This window comes from Ruegeria sp. BG9 (assembly GCF_056538305.1).
The window spans coordinates 55,693-74,080 of sequence record NZ_JBQFSY010000005.1 but is presented as its reverse complement, the minus strand read 5'-3'; the positions used below and the strand labels follow the sequence as shown (position 1 = coordinate 74,080).

Below are 18,388 nucleotides of genomic sequence, written 5' to 3'. Positions count from 1 at the left end.
TCTTTACTCCGCTGGAACTGCTTTGGGGTATTTCGGATCTGGGCGGGAGGGTTGGTCGCCCTGCGCCGCCTTCCGCGCCAAATAGAACAGAACACCGATATAGGCGGTCAGAAGCAGGGCGTAGATCAGCAGGTAGGCTGCCAGTGTCGTTCCCACCATCGGCGCGGGGACATCAGCCACGGCTTGTTCAGTTGTCAGCACACCATGAACCAGCCACGGCTGACGGCCAATCTCGGTTGTGTACCACCCGGCCAGCGTTGCGACCCAACCCGAAAAGGCCATCGGGACCAATGCAATTTGCACGAGTTTTGGTACTCCCGCAGGCCCGCGCCGCATGAACAGCAGTGTCGCCCAGCTGAGCAGCAGCATGACCAGACCGGTCCCGACCATGATGCGGAACGACCAGAAGACAGGCGCAACAGGTGGGTGCAGCACGGTGCCGTCCGCGGCAACAAAATCATTCAGGCCGGGCACCACACCCTCTGCCTTATGCGTCAGAATGATCGAAGCGAGGTTGGGGATGCTGACCTCATAGTGGTTTTCGCGCGCGGCTTCGTCGGGGATAGCAAACAGTAACAGCGGTACGTTAGATTGCGTCTCCCAATTGCCCTCCATAGCGGCGACCTTCTGCGGCTGATATTCAAGCGTGTTCAGCCCGTGCATGTCTCCCATGAAGATTTGCACCGGGATCAACAATGCGCCCAGCCAAGCGCCGGTCATAAAGGTTGACCGCACGTCCTGCCCGCGATCTCCGAGCAGCCATCGGAAGGCCGAGAAGCCAAGCACCAGGAATGCCACCGTCAGGCCGCTGGCCAGCAGCATGTGGGTCAGTCGGTAAGGCATTGATGGGTTGAAGATTATTGCCCACCAATCGGTTGCGAAAGCTACACCGTCCCGCATCTCGAACCCGGCAGGTGTGTGCATCCAGCTGTTCAGGACCAAAATCCAGAAGGCCGACATAGTCGTTCCGAACGCCACTAGGAAAGTCGCGGTTGTGTGCAGCCAGTTGGGCACGCGTGAAAAGCCGAACAGCATGACGCCCAAGAACACTGCCTCGAGGAAGAAAGCCGTCAGGATCTCATAAGCCAGCAACGGCCCGGCGACATTGCCCACGGTCTCCATGAAACCGGGCCAGTTGGTGCCAAACTGAAAGGACATGGTGATGCCCGAGACCACACCCATCGCAAAGGACAGGGCGAAGACCTTCACCCAAAAGCGGTAGGCATCCATCCAATTAGTGTCTTTGGTTGCGTTGAAGCGCAGTTTGAAAAACAGCAGCACCCATCCCAATGCGATCGTGATCGTCGGGAAGAGGATGTGGAAAGATATGTTTGCCCCAAATTGAATGCGGGACAGCAGAAGCGCGTCCATTGTTCACCTGTAGAAGTCTTGCTTGAAACTCAGATAGGTGTGGCCATTTTGGTGTTAAGGGATGTGCGACAGCCGGTCATGCGGCAGGGTGGCGCATAGCTTTAGCGGTCACAGATCCGATGTTCTGATCGGCCGGGATTTGATCAATCAACTTCGGCAACATGGGGGCACCCATTGACCCGCAGGCACATCCGCAGGATGCTACCGAAAGGGGGACACATTGCTCATCGTGACCTCCACCGCCCTCACTTCAAGCGTTTCCTCGTAGACCCCTATAGGTATATTGCGCCAGATTCGGCGCTTTGTGCCGCCATGCTCGCGCCTGCTCCAACGCCTAAAAACTGACAAAAGACCAATCGGCGGCTGCTACGAGTGTTCGGTAGTTTGCAAGCAGCGGGTCTTTTCGCCTAGCTTCTTACCTATGCACAAATTTTGCTAGAAATCTTGTGAATTCCCCGGGCAGCCGAAACGCATCATAGCTGTGAGTGGCAGGTGTTTTCTGAATTTTTTTCCGATCGCTCAGCCAACTCAATTTTTCAATTCTCCCTGCTTTACCCAGAAACCGAGGGGTTCAAAATTTTGACCGCAGAGGCCGGTATCAACGTTGAATTGTGAAAAGAAAACCAAGGCGGGGTTTTGAAAGTTCCGAGACGTTCGCTGACCTCAATGTGGCATTGCGGACTTTCAAACAATCTGAACAGAGGCGTATATCGAAGAGACTCGATGATTGGCCTGGATTGAGATGCACCGGTGAAATACGGGGGTAGAAACAAATTCTCTTCTTCTTATGCGTGAAATGTGCATAGTTTTAAGAACGATCAAGAATTAATCAAATTGAACATGACATAGGTCAATTTTTGGCCTGCGACAGTTCGATAATGAGTTTGGTAAGTCTCGAGATCAACAGCGGACCGCAAGCCTATGAATAAGCTAGCCAGCCGCCGTGCCTTTCTGCGTGGCGCTCCGCTGCGCGAAGACCGGACAGCAATCATTCCGCCCGGCGCGGATCAGGGCCACTTTTTCGAATTGTGCATCCAATGCGACGATTGCGTCTCGGCTTGCCCCGAACACATCATCACCTTTGATCGGCAGGGCTGGCCAGTTGTCAGCCTTGAAGCCTTGCCCTGCACATTCTGCGGCGCCTGCGCCGAGGCCTGTACGACCGGTGCTTTGAAACCTGAAAACCTGAGTGATTGGCCGTGGCGGGCCTATGTCACTGCGGGATGTCTTTCGATGAATGGCGTGAGTTGCCGTGTGTGTCAGGACGTCTGCGACAGCAACGCGATCGGGTTCAAACTGTTACTTGGGGGGCGGTCGGAACCCGCCATTGACCAACAAGCCTGTACCGGTTGCGGCGCCTGCGCCAGCGCGTGCCCCGCTAGTACAATCCGATTTGAGCGCCACGAAACAGTCCCCCAGGAGAGCTTGCAATGAACATTTGCGGATGCCTTGTCCATGTCGCCCCCGACGTCGCGCAAACCGCCCAGGAGGCGATGCTAGGGTTTGACGGTGTCGAAATCCATGCCACTGCCGAAGATGGTCGTGTTGTCGTCGTGGTCGAGGACACGCCCGAAAAGCTGGCCTCCGAGACGATCATGGATCTGCACCAGATCCCGGGCGTGATCTCTCTGACCCTGACCTATCACCATTTCGAAGACCTCGCGGAGACCCGTCCGCATCTTAACGCTTCCTGCCAGACCTGAAACCGGAGACCCATGCCATGACCATCTCTGAATCCCGCCGGACCTTCCTGAAATCAACTGCTGCCGCCGCGACCGCTTCGGCGGCTGGTCTTCCGCTGGCCACAGGCGCAGCGCAGGCGCAAGTCGGCACGTCTGACATTCGTTGGGACAAGGCGGCGTGCCGGTTCTGCGGCACGGGTTGCTCGGTTCTGGTCGGCACCAAGGAAGGTCGTGTGGTAGCCACCCAGGGTGACCCGGACGCGCCTGTAAACCGGGGCCTGAACTGTATCAAAGGCTATTTCCTGTCCAAGATCATGTACGGCAAGGACCGTCTGACCACACCCTTGCTGCGTAAGACCAATGGCGAATACGACAAGAACGGTGAATTCGAACCGGTCAGTTGGGACGAAGCCTTTGACGTCATGGCCGAGAAATGGAAAGAGGCTTTGGCCAAGAAAGGCCCGACCAGCGTTGGCATGTTTGGCTCTGGCCAGTGGACCGTCTGGGAAGGTTATGCGGCTGCCAAGATGATGAAGGCCGGGTTCCGCTCGAACAACATTGACCCCAACGCGCGTCATTGCATGGCATCAGCGGTTGTAGGCTTTATGCGGACCTTCGGCATTGACGAGCCGATGGGTTGCTATGACGACTTTGAGCACGCCGACACCTTCGTGCTATGGGGGTCGAACATGGCGGAAATGCACCCGATCCTGTGGTCGCGCCTCACCGACACGCGCCTGACCAAACCGGGTTCCGAGGTGCATGTGCTGTCCACTTTCGAACATCGATCGTTCGAGCTGGCCGACAATGGGATGGTGTTTGCGCCTCAGACCGATCTGGCGATCCTGAACTGCATCGCCAATTACATCATCCAGAATGGCGCAGTGAACGAAGACTTCGTCAAGAACCACGTCAACATCACGAAAACCGTCACCGATATCGGGTATGGCCTGCGCGACAACCATCCGCTGCAGGAAGCGGCCGAGAACCCAAATGGCGGCAAGATGGAACCGATCAGCTTTGAGGAATATGCCCAGGCGGTTTCGAAATACACGCTGGAATACACGTCCGAGCTGTCGGGCGTACCTGCCGAGCAGCTTGAGCGTCTGGCCCAGCAATATGCAGACCCTAACCGCAAGGTCATGAGCCTATGGACCATGGGCTTCAACCAGCACACACGCGGGTCTTGGGTGAACTCACTGATGTATAACGTGCACCTGCTGGTCGGGAAGATTTCCGAACCGGGCAACTCGCCGTTCTCGCTGACCGGCCAGCCGTCGGCCTGTGGCACTGCACGTGAGGTTGGCACCTTCGCCCACCGTCTGCCCGCCGACATGGTGGTTACGAACGATAAGCACCGTGAGATTTGTGAGACCGCGTGGAACATTCCTGCTGGCACCATCCCGGACAAACCCGGATTCCACGCTGTTCTGCAGCACCGCAAGCTGAAAGATGGTGACCTGAACGCCTATTGGGTGCAGTGCAACAACAACATGCAGGCCGCGCCCAATATCAACGAAGAAGGGTTTCCCGGCTATCGCAACCCGGAAAACTTCATCACCGTGTCCGACCCCTATCCGACGGTCACAGCCGTGTCTGCCGACCTGATCCTGCCCACCGCCATGTGGGTCGAAAAAGAAGGCGCCTATGGCAATGCCGAGCGCCGCACTCAGTTCTGGCGGCAACAGGTGCAAGCGCCGGGTGAAGCAAAATCGGACCTCTGGCAGCTTATGGAATTCTCTAAACGCTTCACAGTCGAAGAGGTTTGGGGCGAAGAGCTTCTGGCCGCCATGCCCGAGCATCGCGGCAAGACCATGTATGATGTGCTCTATGCCAACGGCAAGATCGATCAGTTCCCGCTGTCTGAGACGGCCGAAGGCTTCCACAACGACGATGCGGAACATTTCGGTTACTATGTCCAGAAAGGTCTGTTCGAAGAATATGCCGATTTCGGGCGCGGTCATGCGCACGATCTGGCGCCGTTCGAAATGTACCACGAGGCGCGCGGTATGCGCTGGCCGGTCGTGGACGGTAAGGAAACGCTCTATCGTTTCCGCGAAGGCTATGACCCCTACGTGCCCGAAGGCGCGGGCGTGAAGTTCTATGGCAAGCCCGATGGCAAGGCCAGCATCATCTTTGCCCCCTACGAACCCGCCGCCGAAGAGCCCGATGAAGAATTTGATCTATGGCTGTCCACGGGCCGCGTGTTGGAGCACTGGCACTCGGGCTCGATGACCCGCCGGGTGCCGGAGCTGCACCGCGCCTATCCGAACGCGGTTGTCTACATGCACCCGCAGGATGCCGAAGATCGGGGTCTGCGCCGTGGGCAAGAGATCGTTCTGTCCACCCGCCGCGGTGAGGTCACAAGCCGGGTCGAGACCCGCGGGCGCAACAAGGTGCCGCGCGGTCTGGTCTTCATGCCCTGGTTCGATGAGCATCAACTGACCAACAAGTTGACGCTGGACGCAACTTGCCCGCTGTCGAAAGAGACCGACTTCAAGAAATGCGCCTGCAAGGTCGAGCGCGCGTAACCGGGAAGGATCGCAAAGGTTGTCCCCATGTCCCTGACCGGTACTCCTCTTTCGCCGCAACGGCGTCGCTTCCTGCAGGATTCGGCGCGCGCGGCAGGCGGCTGCGTAGTCGCCGGGTCATTGCTGGCCTGGTTGGCCCGCGATGCGCGCGCACTGCCGGCGGAAGCCTTGCGCCCGCCCGGAGCATTGTCGGAAGATGAGTTCCTGTCAGCCTGTATCCGCTGCGGGCTCTGCGTGCGGGACTGTCCTTACGATACCCTGAAACTGGCTGAGCTAGGGGTCGATGCTGTTGCAACCGGCACGCCCTATTTCACCGCCCGCGATGTACCATGTGAGATGTGCGACGACATACCCTGTGTCGCCGCTTGCCCTACCGGCGCGCTGGACCCGGGTTTGGACAATATCGATGATGCCAACATGGGCGTTGCGGTTCTGGTTGATCAGGAAAACTGCCTGAACTTCCTCGGTCTGCGCTGCGATGTCTGTTACCGCGTCTGCCCCGTTATTGACGAGGCGATAACACTGGAAACCGCGCACAACGCGCGTTCAGGCCACCATGCGATGTTCATTCCCACCGTCCATGCCGACCGCTGCACCGGCTGCGGTATGTGCGAGAAAAGCTGTGTTCTACCCGAAGCTGCGATCAAAGTACTACCCGCCCGATTGGCGCGCGGCAGCAGCGCGGACCACTATCGCAAGGGCTGGGAAGAAAAAGAAAGCCACGGCGGTCCGCTTGTGGACGGATTGATCGACCTACCCGACCGCCTGCCTGGGCCTGGCACAGACAATCTGGCCGCGCCGGGCGGCTTTTCGCCCTCCTATGACCTACCGGGGGCAGGCCAATGAGCGCGCGCACTCATATTCCCGTTGGTCAGGAGGCTATTGAGGCCAAAGGCTGGATCGGTGCGCATAAGTTCCTGCTGCTGCGTCGGACAAGCCAACTGTTCTTTTTGGCGTTGTTTCTGCTGGGGCCTTGGTTCGGTGTCTGGATCGTGCAGGGAACGTTGGCGGGGTCGCTGACCCTTGGCATTCTGCCCCTGACCGATCCGTTTGTGCTGTTGCAAAGCTTTGTGGCCGGGCACTGGCCGGAACTGACCGCCTTGATCGGCGGGATCATCGTTCTGGTCGCCTATGCGCTGATCGGCGGGCGCGTCTATTGTTCGTGGGTCTGTCCGATCAACCCGGTGACTGATGCCGCCAACTGGTTGCACCGCAAGCTGGACCTGCCCAAAGGCTGGCAACCCAAACGCACCACCCGTCTGTGGATACTGGCGACGGTCCTGATCGTCTCGGGCCTGACTGGCGTCATCGCGTGGGAGTTGGTCAATCCGATCACCATGCTGCATCGCGGACTGATTTTCGGCGCGGGCTTTGTCTGGGCACTGATCGCTGCGATCTTCATCTTTGATCTGGTCGTCGCCCGTCACGGTTGGTGTGGCCATATCTGCCCCGTCGGCGCCTTCTATGGCCTGATCGGCAGTAAAAGCCTGCTGCGTGTCAGCGCCGCCAACCGGACTGCCTGCAATGACTGCATGGATTGCTACGCCGTCTGCCCGGAGAACCAGGTCATCTCGCCAGCGCTGAAAGGCAAACCGGATGCGACGCCGCTGATCCTGTCGCCCGATTGCTCAAATTGCGGCCGCTGCATCGACGTATGTGCGGTGGATGTCTTCAAGTTTACTCACCGGTTCGACGACAAGGTCGTCGCGCCTTTCGATCCCGTTCCCGCGCCCGATGCGCGTACAGCCAGACCTATCTAAGGGAGTGCACAGATGAACAAGCCAATCCTGACAGGCGTCGCCGCCCTGATCCCAGTCGTACTCCTCAGCGGGTTCGCCCTTGCGCAATCCGCCCAGGTTGAGACCCTGCGAGGCGGCGAAGTGGATGAAACGGTCCCGCTGGATCAAGTCCACAAAACGATGGAAGGACGTATTGTGCGGAATTACCGGCAGCAGCCGCCGCTGATCCCACATTCGATCGAACAATACCAGATCGACACGCGGACCAACCAGTGCCTTTCCTGCCATGACTGGACAGTTGCAGGCGAACGCAACGCGCCCACCTTGTCTATGACCCACTATCTCGATCGCGACGGCAATGAGTTGGATCACATCGCAGGGACCCGTTATTTCTGCAACCAGTGCCACGTGCCGCAGGTAAATGCGCCTACATTGGTCGATAACCTGTTTGAACCATCCCACAGCAACTAATCCAACGTATGACTGAAAGGAGCACCACGATGGCAGACTCTCCTGAAAAACGCGGCTGGATCGGTCGCTTGTGGAACGCGTTCTGGACACCGGCTGTTTTGTTCAGTTCGGGTTTTTTGATCTTGGCCGGCTTTCTTGGGGGTATCCTGTTCTGGGGCGGCTTTCACTGGACGCTTGAACTGACCAATACAGAAGAGTTCTGCGTGTCCTGCCATACGATGGAAACCAACCTGGGTGAATACCGCGAGACGATCCACTACAACAACCACTCGGGCGTGCGCGCGATCTGTTCGGATTGTCACGTGCCGGATGAGTGGAACCACAAGATCAAAGCCAAGATCATGGCCGTGAAAGATGTCTATCACGAACTCGCAGGCACAATCAGCACCCCCGAGAAATACGAGGATCACCGTCTGGCAATGGCCTCGGCCGTTTGGAAGAAGATGAAGGAATCCGACAGCCGCGAATGCCGGAACTGTCACAACTTCGACTATATGGACTTTACCTTGCAGGAGACACGCGCCGCCAGCGAGCACCAGCGTGCGATTGACACCGGGATGACATGCATCGACTGCCACCAGGGCATCGCTCACAGCCTGCCGCCGGGATATCTTGAGACCTATCAGGACATAGCCGAAGCGGTTGACGGCAAACCGCTGCACAAACAAGCGGCGGTGTCTGGTAATGACATCCAGTCCTTCCTCAACACCAGCGTCGATTAAGAAGGGGGCAGAGATGTTAGATATACTTGGGACAATCGGTGGAAACATCCTCAGCCTGCCCGGCATTCTTGGGCTGGCGCTAGGAATGATGACCAGACAAATTTGGCTGGGTGCGGCGCTGGGCGGACTTGTCGGCGTGTTCGAAACACTGGTCTTTGCCGGTTTTCAATTTGCTCAAATCGAAGCTCTTGAGCTCGTGATTGCAATACTGGTTGGCGTGTGTGCGGGCGGTTTAGGGAGCATTATCCGAATTAAAGGAACACAAGTCAGGCCTTAGAGTCAGGATGCCTTTATTTCCAAAGCGCTGCAGGATTCACGGCTTGGAAAACGGAGCGGTGGCAAGCGAGATCTGTTCTGGCTGAGCCACGAGTAGATGGCCGAGCTTTCCCCTTTGTTCCCGAAGCCGCACGGCAGGCCATGGGTCGATGATGGAAGGGTGCTGATTGAGATCTTCTTCATCAATCATAGTGGGAAACGATGGCGAGGCGCGCTCAGGTCCCATGGGCGGCACAAGACGCTTTTCAGTCGATAGAAACTTAGGAACGAGAAAAGCACTTTGCCCAGACAATGGTCGGCCCAGTTGCCGAACATGGCGAGGAATAAACCATGGTGATCCCCTTTCGGGACATCACTGCGCGATGCACTGCCAAGCAGTGATGTAAGATCATGTTTGGTAGGTTCAGGTATTGGATGCGCGTGGCGACACGTTATGATCGCCGCCAAAGTCTTCCTTTGTACAATCGCCCTCGCAGCGACAGTCATTTTTAGGATTTGCATCCTGAACCTAGGTGTTGGTTCACAGGTTGTGATGCTGGACCCTGCGCCCTGTACTTAAAGTGGAAGGCCCCCTTGCGGCTCTTAGGATTTTGGCGTCTCAGCTATTCCGGGTTCTACACGCTCTGAGAGTTGCACCTCTTGTTTGTCCTATCTTAAAGATATTGGCGAAACCGGATCAGCGACGGGCGGATCAATTGAAAGACAAGACCCAAGACATGCGCACGGCTGATCAGGGCGGAACGTCCGCTGTTCAACTGCGTTTGCAAGATGCGGACATGAAGCTTTTGCAGGTGTTTGCCCATGTCGTCGAGGCCGGTGGGCTATCCCCCGCACAATATGGGCTGAACATGAGCTTGTCTGCCGTCAGCGCCGCAATCTCGAATCTGGAAACCCGGCTTGGCTTTCGGCTTTGTGACCGCGGACGCGGAGGATTTCAGCTGACCGAAGGGGGGCATCTTGTGTATCAGGAACTCCGTTCGCTTAGCGTCGCGATCGGGTCCTTCAACAGATCGGTTCAAGCCTATACCAGCGACATGCAGGGTCAATTCAACATCGCGATGGACGATGCGATTCTGACCAATCTATCCTGCCCGATCTACAAGGTGATCCAGAGATTTGCCGCGCAAGCGCCGGAGATTTCGCTGAACATCACTATCATGAGCGCCCCTCAGATGGAGCGCGCCTTGCTGAACAATGAACTCAACATTGCCATCGGGCCATTTCAGGAATTGTCCCCCTCGCTGCGCGCCGAAACAGTCTATGTCGAACAGCAGCTGTTGTGCTGCGGTCGGTTGAATCCGATTTATGATCTGTATGACCCCGACGAAATCGAAAAGGCAGTGACCAAAGCGCAATTTTCCAAACGCAGCTTTGATGATCGCGACCGACACCAGGCACCTGGGCCTTTCACCAGCACGGCAACTGCGGCCACAATGGAGGCGATGCTGGCGATGGTCCTTAGCGGCCTTTACCTCGGCTACCTGCCCCGCCACGCCTGCGAGCCATGGATAGAGCGGGGTGAGCTGAGGTCAGTTCTACCGCAGGTCTTTGCCTATGACACCGATATTCAGTTGGTCTCCCGCAAGGCCCGCGGGGACAAACGTGTCGATTTGTTCCTGGCCGCGCTGGCTGAAACTCAAACCTGAGCGCCCTCACTTTTGCACCGCAAAAAGTTCACTTCAGAAAAAATGGATTTTCTCGCGCCCGGTTTCTGACATGGTGTCGCGATGGCATTGAACGAAACGGCAGGACCCCTGACATGACGACCCCCGACAGCTATGTCTCGCTGCAAGAAATCATGCGCACCGCGCAGCGGATTGCGCCCATTGTGCGCAAGACACCACTGGTGTTTTCTGAGGCCCTGTCGGAGCGCGCGGGTTTTGAAATCTGGCTAAAGCTGGAGAACCTGCAAACCACAGGCAGTTTCAAGCTGAGGGGGGCCTCAAACCGTATTCTGCAACTGACCGCCGAGGAACGCGCACGCGGGATCATCGCTGTGTCCAGCGGCAATCACGGCAGGGCCGTCGCCTACCTGTCCAAACGTCTGGGGATCACGGCCCGTGTAGTTGTCTGCTCGCTCTGTCCCGAAAACAAACGTCAGGCGATGCGCGACCTCGGGGCCGAGGTGATCGTGCATGGCGACACGCAGGACGAGGCGCAGGATCACGCGGATCGGCTGATGGAGCAGCACGGCTATACCTGGGCCGATCCCTTTGACGATCTGAACGTCATCGCAGGGCAAGGCACGATCGCGCTAGAGGCGCTGACCGATTTGCCCGATGCGGACATGATCATCGCGCCTTTGTCCGGTGGCGGTCTTTTGTCTGGCATTGCGCTGGCCACCAAGTCGATCTCACCCAAGATCTCCGTTGTCGGGTCTTCGATGGAGGTCGAACCGGGCATGGTGCGCAGTCTTGAGGCGGGCAAACCGGTTCATGTCGAGGAATTCCCAAGCCTCGCCAGCAGCATCACCGGGGCAATCGGCCTGCGTAATCGCTATACCTTCCCGATCATTCGCGATTTCATGGATCGCGCCGTTCTGATCCCCGAAGACGCGCTGGTGCCTGAAATGGCTCGGTTTGCTGAAAGCGAAGGGATGATCGTCGAGGGCGGCTCGATCACCTCGGTCATCGCAGCGCTTAGCCCTGAGGTCCGCGAAATGGCCCCCAATCGGGCAATCGTGGTCATGAGTGGCCGCAATATTGGCCTGCCGACGTTTCTGTCGGTGCTCAATGACACCGGGATCTGACCCCGCCGGGATGATCGGGCATTTCCTGCCCGCATCCCTCCCGTTAAAAAGCACCGGGGATTGCCCCGCACCGAAGGACCAAGGACTCCGTCATGACCGACACCTCCAAATCCGCAATCGTACTGAACGCCTCAGACGTTGCCGCGCTTTTGCCCTCAGTTGACGCGCTGGCCGCGATGCGCGCGCTGTTTACCGAGCTTGGGCGCGGGCAAGCCGTGCAACCGTCGCAAACCCTGACGCTGTTCCCCGAAGACAAGGGCGATTTCATCACCTATCTGGGGGCAAGCACCGGGGCCGATCTGTTTGGCGCCAAACTCTCGCCCTATTTGGTGCGCCCTGGCAAACCCGTGATTACAGCGTGGACAGTTCTGATGTCGATGGAAACCGGCCAGCCCCTTATGCTGTGCGATTCCGGTGAGCTGACGACCGAACGCACCGCGGCCACGACCGCTTTGGCCGTCGACCACCTCGCCCGCCCCGAGGCCAAGGTTCTGTCGATCATCGGCTCCGGCAAGGTGGCGCAAGCACATCTGAAGCATGTTCTGGCCCTGCGTGACTGGGGCGTCATTCGCGTCTATTCCCCCAACCTTGCGCAAAACGCCGAGCTTGCAGCGCAGTGGCAGGCGACAGACAGCCGCGTCCAACTGGCTGACAGCGCGGAAGCCGCCGGTCAGGACGCGGATGTCGTCATGCTCTGCACCTCGTCCGGTACGCCTGTCTTCGACACGGCGTCGGTAGCTGCGGGGGCGTTGGTTACCTCGATCAGCACCAATGTCGCCAACGCGCATGAGGTCGACCCCGCTTTCCTGACCACGGCCGAGGTCTATTGCGACTATCTCGCCACCACGCCCGGTTCGGCCGGAGAGATGAAATTGGCGGCCGAGGCCGGCTGGCAACCGGGCAGCATTCGCGGTGATCTAGCCGAATTGCAGGTTGAGGCCTGCAAGACACCGTCAGGCGACAAACCAGTCTTCTTCCGCTCAATCGGGTTGGGGCTGGAGGACATCTTCATGGCCCGCGCCGTCTATGACGCGGCTTCGGCGTAACTGAGAGCAGGAGGAGAGACCCATGGATATCAGACCTTTCGGCGTCGAAATGTGGATGAATGAGTATGAGACGAAATGCGAGCTCAACCTTGCGGAAACCTGCGTGGAATCCATAACTCTGGGTGAGTTGTTCGAGATGGCCGGGCAGCACAACAGCATCCTGAGCGACCTGTCGGCGATGAAAATGACTTATGGCGCGATCGAAGGCTCGGACCGGTTGCGCGATGCGATTTGCAGCCTGTACGAAAACCAGACACGCGAAAACATCCTGACCACGCATGGCACCATCGGAGCGAACTCGCTGGTGCATCAGACCCTTGTGGCGCGCGAGGATCACGTGATTTCGGTAATCCCGACCTATCAGCAGCACTACTCGATCCCCGAAAGCATTGGGGCCGAGATCGAGCTACTGCACCTGAAGCCCGAAAACGCGTTCCTGCCCGATCTGGATGAATTGCGCGCCATGGTCCGTCCCGACACGCGAATGATCGCGATCAACAACCCGAACAACCCAACGGGCGCGTTGATGGACCGCGAAATGCTAGAACAGATCGTCGAGATCGCGCGCAGCGTCGGTGCGTGGCTGCTGTGTGATGAGGTTTATCGTGGCACCGATCAGACCGGGGATGGCTTCACGGCCGCGGTCGCTGATCTCTACGAAAAAGGGATCAGCACGGCGGGGATGTCCAAAGCCTATTCTCTGGCCGGTCTGCGCGTTGGCTGGATCGCGGGACCCAAGGACATGCTACATGACGTGATGATCCACCGCGATTACAACACCATCTCGGTCGGTCAGGTCGATGAGCTGTTGGCCGCTATGGCACTGGAAAATCGCGACAACATTCTGGATCGCGCGCAGCGGATAACCCGTGAAAACCTGCAGATCGTCAAAGACTGGATCGCGCAAGAGCCTCTGATCACGTGGGTCAAGCCGAAATCCGGCACCACGGCCTTGCTGAAATACGACCTGCCCATGTCCTCGCGTGAACTGTGCGTGACTTTGCTGAAAGAAGACGGCGTGATGCTGACCCCCGGCAGCGCCATGGACATGGAGGGCTGGCTGCGTCTGGGCTACACAAATCCCACAGCGGATCTGAAAGCGGGTCTGGACAAACTCTCGGGCTTTCTGGCCCGCCACAGCGCCGCCTAAGAGGGGCATAGATGATCCAGCTGGACAAGGCGCAGATTCAGGATCGGTTCGTTTTTTTCAAAGGCCGTCGATGCGATCCGCGCGGCCTATGTTGCCGTCGCACAGGGACGGGTTCAGACCCCGCCAGTCACTTATCTGGGCTTCCCCGAGGCCGCCGGGGATTGCCACGTCAAATCCGGCCATATCGAGGGTGACGATACCTTCGTCATCAAGATCGCAACCGGGTTTTACGACAATCCCTCCATAGGCTTGCCCAGCTCGAACGGCATGAACATTGTCTTTTCGGCTAAAACTGGCGCGCCGGTGGCCTTTTTGCAGGACGAAGGCTGGCTGACCGATATCCGCACCGGTATCGGCGGGGCATTGGCGACGCAGGCGCTTGCGGTTGAGGGGTTTGAGCGAGTGCTAATTGTCGACACCGGCTTGCAGGCGCGCCATCAGGCAAAGTGTCTGCAACAGTTGATCCTGGATCGGCCTCTGTCGTTCCTGATCTGGGGGCGGTGCCCGGACAAGGCCAAGGCGGCAGCCGATGACCTGACCGCAATGGGGCTAAAGGCTGAACGGGTTGAAGATCTGCCCTCGGCCAGCAAGACGGCGCAGGTCATCATCACGACAACACCCTCTGAGAGCTTTTTGATCGCAAACGACTGGGTGCAACCGGGCACGCATATCTCGGCCATCGGAGCGGACTGCCCCGGCAAACAGGAGCTTGAGGCTGATCTGATCGCACGCGCCGATCTGCTGGTTTGCGACTCACCCGAGCAATGTCTGGATCACGGAGAGTTCCAAACCCTTTCCAAGACCGGCCTCCTGACCGAGGCCGATGTCACCACACTCGGGAACATTCTGTCCGGCGCTCATCTTGGCAGGCAATCGACTGATCAGATCACCATTGCAGATCTGACCGGGCTGGCGGCTCAGGACATTGCGATCTCAAGCGCGCTGCAGATAGAGACCCGGCAGCCAGCTTAGTCAAGGATCGCAACGGGCTGACCCAAGACGCCGGTATCGGGGGTCACCCCAAGCCCAACCCCTTCGGGCGGGGCGATACGGCCATTTTCGCGCACTGGCCCATCCGGCGCAAGGCGGGGGCCGACATAGTGGCTGAGGTCACAGGTATTCATGATCCCGCGCGCGGGGGTCGAGGCGGCCAGATGCAACAGCGCGGCCGTAGTGATGTCACTACCCCAGGTATCCTCGATACACATCTGCGTACCCAGGGTCAGACACAGGTCGCGGATTTGACGCATAGCGGACAGGCCGCTCATCTTGGACAGTTTCAACGCAACGGCCTGCATACAACCCAACTTATGCGCCTGAATGACCGAGGCAATATCGCGGGCGTTCTCGTCGATCTTCATCGGCAGACCGGTTGCGCGCTGAACATGGGCGCATTCTTCCAGCGTCGCGCAGGGTTGTTCCAGCATCAAATCCAGATGGGATGCCGCACGCCCCACGCGGATCGCTGTCAACGCATCGCTGCCGCAGTTCCAATCGCCATAGACCAACGGGCCGGGGCCAACTGCCTCACGCACTTTGGCCAATCGCTCGACATCCGTTTGCCAGTCTGCATCCGCACCCAGCTTGACTTGAAACTGGCGCATACCTTTGTCACGCGCGTCGCGCGCCATCCGGGCCATCTCATCCGGGGCGACGCAAGTGATCGAATGATAGAGCGGCATATCCTTGACCTGACGCCCGCCCAGTAACTTGTGCAAAGGCAGACCGGCTGCCTGCGCCGTCAGATCCCAAAGCGCCGTATCGATGGCCGATTTCGCATAGTCGTGGCCCGGAAGGTATGCGTTCAGTTTCTCCACCAAAGCCTCGGGTCCAACAGGATCGGCCCCGATCAAGACCGGGGCCAACTCGGTCACGGCCGGAACGACACCCTTGGCATAGGCCGGCAGATAATGAGGGATCGGGCAGACCTCCCCCCAGCCCTGCAAGCCTGTATCCGTATCAAGCCGCAGAACCACGGATGTCGTTGTATCGCAGGTTTTCCCATCCGCCATGTAGTAGGTTTCATGGCTGGTCAGAGGGACTTCCCAAACGGCAATACGGGTGATCTTCAACTTAGGCTTCCTTTTGGCGCAGAGCTTGTTGAGAGGGCAGGTGCACGCGCCCTGCCCCCTTCGTATTTATGCCGGAACGGCGGCCGGAGCGTCTGTTCTGGGACGCTCGGACTTCGGATCATAAGCCGCTTCGCCAAGGATACGCCCCTTGCGTGGGCAACCAGCGATCACGACCTCAACCTCAGTGCCGGGGGCATTCACATGCGGCTTGACGAAAGCAAAGGCGAGGATCTTGCCGACGGTGTGACCATATGCAACCGACGCCGTCGCGCCTACGACATTACCGTCGATGCGGATCGCCTCGCCTCCATGACCGTCTTCTATGCCGTCCGGCTCGATTTCAAGATAAGCGCAAATCCAAGGCATTTGACCGGCTTGGGCCTGCGCGGCACTGGCCCGCGTGGCTTCAACCCCCAGATAGTCTTTGTCCAGCTTGAAGAATCGGCCCACATTCGCCTCGGGCAAAGTGACCTCATTTGTCAGCTCACCAGCGCCAGGGAAGGCTTTCTCCATCCGCAAGCTGTTCATCGCGAACGAGCCGTAATTCTCGATCCCGAACTCCTTACCCGCGGCCCAGAGCGCGTTGTAGACGTCAACGCAAGCTTCGTCCGTCATGTGGAATTCCCAGCCTAGCTCACCCGCATATGACATACGGAAGGCCCAGACCTTGTGCCCGGCGACAGTGATTTCCTGCGCCGACAACCACCGGAAACCGGCATTGGACAGGTCGGCGTCTGTGCATTTGGCCAGCACCTCGCGGGATTTTGGCCCGTTCAGGGACAAAGCCGACCAATCTTCGGAGAGCGTTTTGACGGAGACGGTCTCTCCCGCGAGGTTCTGGTTCAGGTGATCCACAAGGCGTTGCTCGAAGAACGCGGCGCAGACCAGATAGTAGCGATCTTCGGCCATGCGCACGATCGTGGTCTCAAGCTCGATCCGCCCTCTGCGGTTCAAGAAATGAGTCAGCGTGATCGAACCGTCTTTCTGAGGCATCTTGTTCGCGGTCAGGCGATCCAGCAGCGCATAGGCATCCGGCCCCGAGACCTCAACCTTGGTGAAGGCGGTCACGTCCATGATCCCCACGCGCTCACGCACGGCCTGACATTCCAGCGCAACCATGTCGAAGACCTCGTTGCGGCGGAACGAGTAGTGGTCGCGCTGTTCCACGCCATTACGGGCAAACCAACGGGGGCGTTCGTGGCCGAAGACCTCCTCATAAACCGCGCCTTTTTCCTTGAGGATCTCATATAGCGGAGACGGTTTGATCGGGCGCCCCTCAAGACGGTTGAAATGCGGAAAGGGGATCTCGTGGCGCAGCTTATAGTCTTCATGCGCCTTGACGACCTGCCAGTCTTTCTTGGCGTAGCTGCCAAAGCGGCGCGGGTCATAGTCGCGCATGTTGATATCGGCGGCCCCGTGAACCATCCATTTCGCCAGTTCGCGGGTCAAACCCGGACCCCAGCCAATGCCGATCTGCGTGCCGCAGCAGCACCAGTAATTCTTAACGCCCGGTGCAGGACCAACCATCGGGTTGCCATCGGGCGGATGGCTGATCGCGCCATGCACCTCACGAGTGATACCCAGTTCGGCAAAGATCGGCATCCGTTCCAGCGAGTTCTCCAGCCACGGCATCACGCGGTCATAGTCGGCCTCAAACAGCCAGTTCTCGTACTCCCAAGGACATTCATCATGCCAGACAGAATTCGAGTTTTCTTTCTCATAAATCCCGATCAGGCCCTTTTTCTGCTCCATCCGGATATAGCCCGACACCATCTTGTCATCGCGGATCACCGGCAGTTCTGTTTCCAGATCCTGAAATTCGGGCACATTCTCGGTGACAAAATAGTGGTGTGTCATCGAGGTCATGGGCAGCTGCAGATCGGACCATTCGCCCATCTGCCGCGCATAGGTTCCGCCTGCGTTGACCACATGTTCGCAGGTGATCGAGCCCTGTTCGGTCTCGACCACCCATTCGCCTGTATCGTTCTGCGTGATGTTGGTCGCGCGGCAATGGCGGAAGATCTTCACGCCTTTCTGCCGCGCACCCGCCGCCATGGCCATGGTCACGTTCGAAGGGTCAACATGGCCATCATCGGGCGTGTACAGCGCGCCTAAGACACCGTCGAGATTGTAGAACGGGTGCTTTTCGGCAATGAACTCGGGGCCCACCAGCTCGATATTGAAGCCAAGGGCGCGACCGACGGACAGCGTGTGGCGCAGCCAGTCCATCTCATCCTCGGTATAGGCCAGCCGGAACGAGCCGCAACCGTGCCACGTGACGGCCTGACCGGTCTCTTCTTCCAGCATTTTCGAATAGAGGCCGATATTGTAGTCGACCATCTTGCCCAGCCCATAAGAGCTTGTGGAATGAGTGATCTGGCCCGCTGCGTGCCAGGTCGAGCCGCTGGTCAGCTCGGCCTTTTCCAGTAGGATGGTCTCCTCTCCCCATCCTTCGTGGCCAAGGTGGTAGGCCAGGCCACAGCCCATGACCCCGCCGCCAACAATGACGACCTTTGCGCGTTCGGGCAGTTCTTTCTTGGACATCGCAGGATTCCTGTTCCAGAGTCGCAGATTTCTGT

General features: G+C 58.4%; 16 protein-coding genes and 2 pseudogenes. 14 read left to right on the top strand and 4 right to left on the bottom strand.

The genetic code is table 11. The features are described from left to right. Window positions 1-3: 3 nt before the first annotated feature. Both ACR0I8_RS09920 and ACR0I8_RS09915 read right to left on the bottom strand, forming a co-directional pair. Window positions 4-1,371: a cytochrome ubiquinol oxidase subunit I gene (locus ACR0I8_RS09920; RefSeq protein ID WP_170690218.1), complete on the bottom strand. Its 1,368-nt coding sequence runs from the start codon at window positions 1,369-1,371 to the stop codon at window positions 4-6. 103 nt (window positions 1,372-1,474) lie between these two features. Beyond that, window positions 1,475-1,701, bottom strand: a pseudogene (locus ACR0I8_RS09915) (hypothetical protein); the annotation flags it as partial. A gap of 591 nt (window positions 1,702-2,292) precedes the next feature. Between ACR0I8_RS09915 and napF the strand changes: the two are divergent. From napF to ACR0I8_RS09845, 14 genes and pseudogenes are all read left to right on the top strand, one after another. Further along, window positions 2,293-2,805 carry a ferredoxin-type protein NapF gene (gene napF / locus ACR0I8_RS09910; protein ID WP_170690216.1) on the top strand — a complete coding sequence of 171 codons (513 nt, stop codon included), beginning with the start codon at window positions 2,293-2,295 and terminating at the stop codon, window positions 2,803-2,805. After that, window positions 2,802-3,074, top strand: a complete 273-nt coding sequence (locus ACR0I8_RS09905; RefSeq protein ID WP_170641165.1) for a chaperone NapD — start codon at window positions 2,802-2,804, stop codon at window positions 3,072-3,074. The genes napF and ACR0I8_RS09905 overlap by 4 nt, the downstream gene beginning before the upstream one ends. Window positions 3,075-3,091: 17 nt before the next feature. Beyond that, on the top strand, window positions 3,092-5,584 hold the full coding sequence (napA, locus tag ACR0I8_RS09900) for a nitrate reductase catalytic subunit NapA (RefSeq protein WP_170690214.1): 2,493 nt from the start codon (window positions 3,092-3,094) through the stop codon (window positions 5,582-5,584). Window positions 5,585-5,611: 27 nt separating this feature from the next. After that, entirely contained in the window at window positions 5,612-6,430 is an 819-nt protein-coding gene (gene napG, locus ACR0I8_RS09895; RefSeq protein ID WP_170690212.1) for a ferredoxin-type protein NapG, read from the top strand. Then, the gene (gene napH, locus ACR0I8_RS09890) at window positions 6,427-7,344 is read left to right on the top strand and encodes a quinol dehydrogenase ferredoxin subunit NapH (RefSeq protein ID WP_170690211.1); all 918 of its coding nucleotides are present in this window, start codon (window positions 6,427-6,429) and stop codon (window positions 7,342-7,344) included. Before napG ends, napH begins: the two co-directional genes overlap by 4 nt. A 12-nt stretch (window positions 7,345-7,356) precedes the next feature. Then, window positions 7,357-7,794, top strand: a complete 438-nt coding sequence (locus tag ACR0I8_RS09885; protein WP_170376987.1) for a nitrate reductase cytochrome c-type subunit — start codon at window positions 7,357-7,359, stop codon at window positions 7,792-7,794. Between the two features lie 29 nt (window positions 7,795-7,823). Further along, window positions 7,824-8,516 (top strand): NapC/NirT family cytochrome c, encoded by a 693-nt coding sequence (locus tag ACR0I8_RS09880; protein WP_170690209.1) that lies wholly within the window; start codon window positions 7,824-7,826, stop codon window positions 8,514-8,516. A 13-nt stretch (window positions 8,517-8,529) separates the two neighbouring features. Then, entirely contained in the window at window positions 8,530-8,793 is a 264-nt protein-coding gene (locus tag ACR0I8_RS09875) for a hypothetical protein (protein WP_170640276.1), read from the top strand. Window positions 8,794-9,176: 383 nt separating this feature from the next. Further along, window positions 9,177-9,282, top strand: a pseudogene (locus tag ACR0I8_RS09870) (IS5/IS1182 family transposase); the annotation flags it as partial. 205 nt (window positions 9,283-9,487) lie between these two features. Next, entirely contained in the window at window positions 9,488-10,438 is a 951-nt protein-coding gene (locus tag ACR0I8_RS09865; protein ID WP_170690207.1) for a LysR family transcriptional regulator, read from the top strand. Between the two features lie 113 nt (window positions 10,439-10,551). Then, the gene (locus ACR0I8_RS09860) at window positions 10,552-11,541 is read left to right on the top strand and encodes a pyridoxal-phosphate dependent enzyme (RefSeq protein ID WP_170690206.1); all 990 of its coding nucleotides are present in this window, start codon (window positions 10,552-10,554) and stop codon (window positions 11,539-11,541) included. A 92-nt stretch (window positions 11,542-11,633) separates the two neighbouring features. Further along, entirely contained in the window at window positions 11,634-12,587 is a 954-nt protein-coding gene (locus ACR0I8_RS09855) for an ornithine cyclodeaminase family protein (RefSeq protein WP_170690204.1), read from the top strand. Between the two features lie 22 nt (window positions 12,588-12,609). Next, window positions 12,610-13,737: an aminotransferase gene (locus ACR0I8_RS09850; RefSeq protein WP_170690203.1), complete on the top strand. Its 1,128-nt coding sequence runs from the start codon at window positions 12,610-12,612 to the stop codon at window positions 13,735-13,737. Window positions 13,738-13,779: 42 nt separating this feature from the next. Next, entirely contained in the window at window positions 13,780-14,709 is a 930-nt protein-coding gene (locus ACR0I8_RS09845) for a Rossmann-fold NAD(P)-binding domain-containing protein (protein ID WP_170690564.1), read from the top strand. Here the strand turns inward: ACR0I8_RS09845 and ACR0I8_RS09840 are convergent. Then, window positions 14,706-15,809 (bottom strand): mandelate racemase/muconate lactonizing enzyme family protein, encoded by a 1,104-nt coding sequence (locus tag ACR0I8_RS09840; RefSeq protein WP_170690201.1) that lies wholly within the window; start codon window positions 15,807-15,809, stop codon window positions 14,706-14,708. The two genes, ACR0I8_RS09845 and ACR0I8_RS09840, sit on opposite strands and share 4 nt — an antisense overlap. A gap of 66 nt (window positions 15,810-15,875) precedes the next feature. After that, on the bottom strand, window positions 15,876-18,353 hold the full coding sequence (locus ACR0I8_RS09835; RefSeq protein ID WP_170690199.1) for an FAD-dependent oxidoreductase: 2,478 nt from the start codon (window positions 18,351-18,353) through the stop codon (window positions 15,876-15,878). Window positions 18,354-18,388 lie beyond the last annotated feature (35 nt).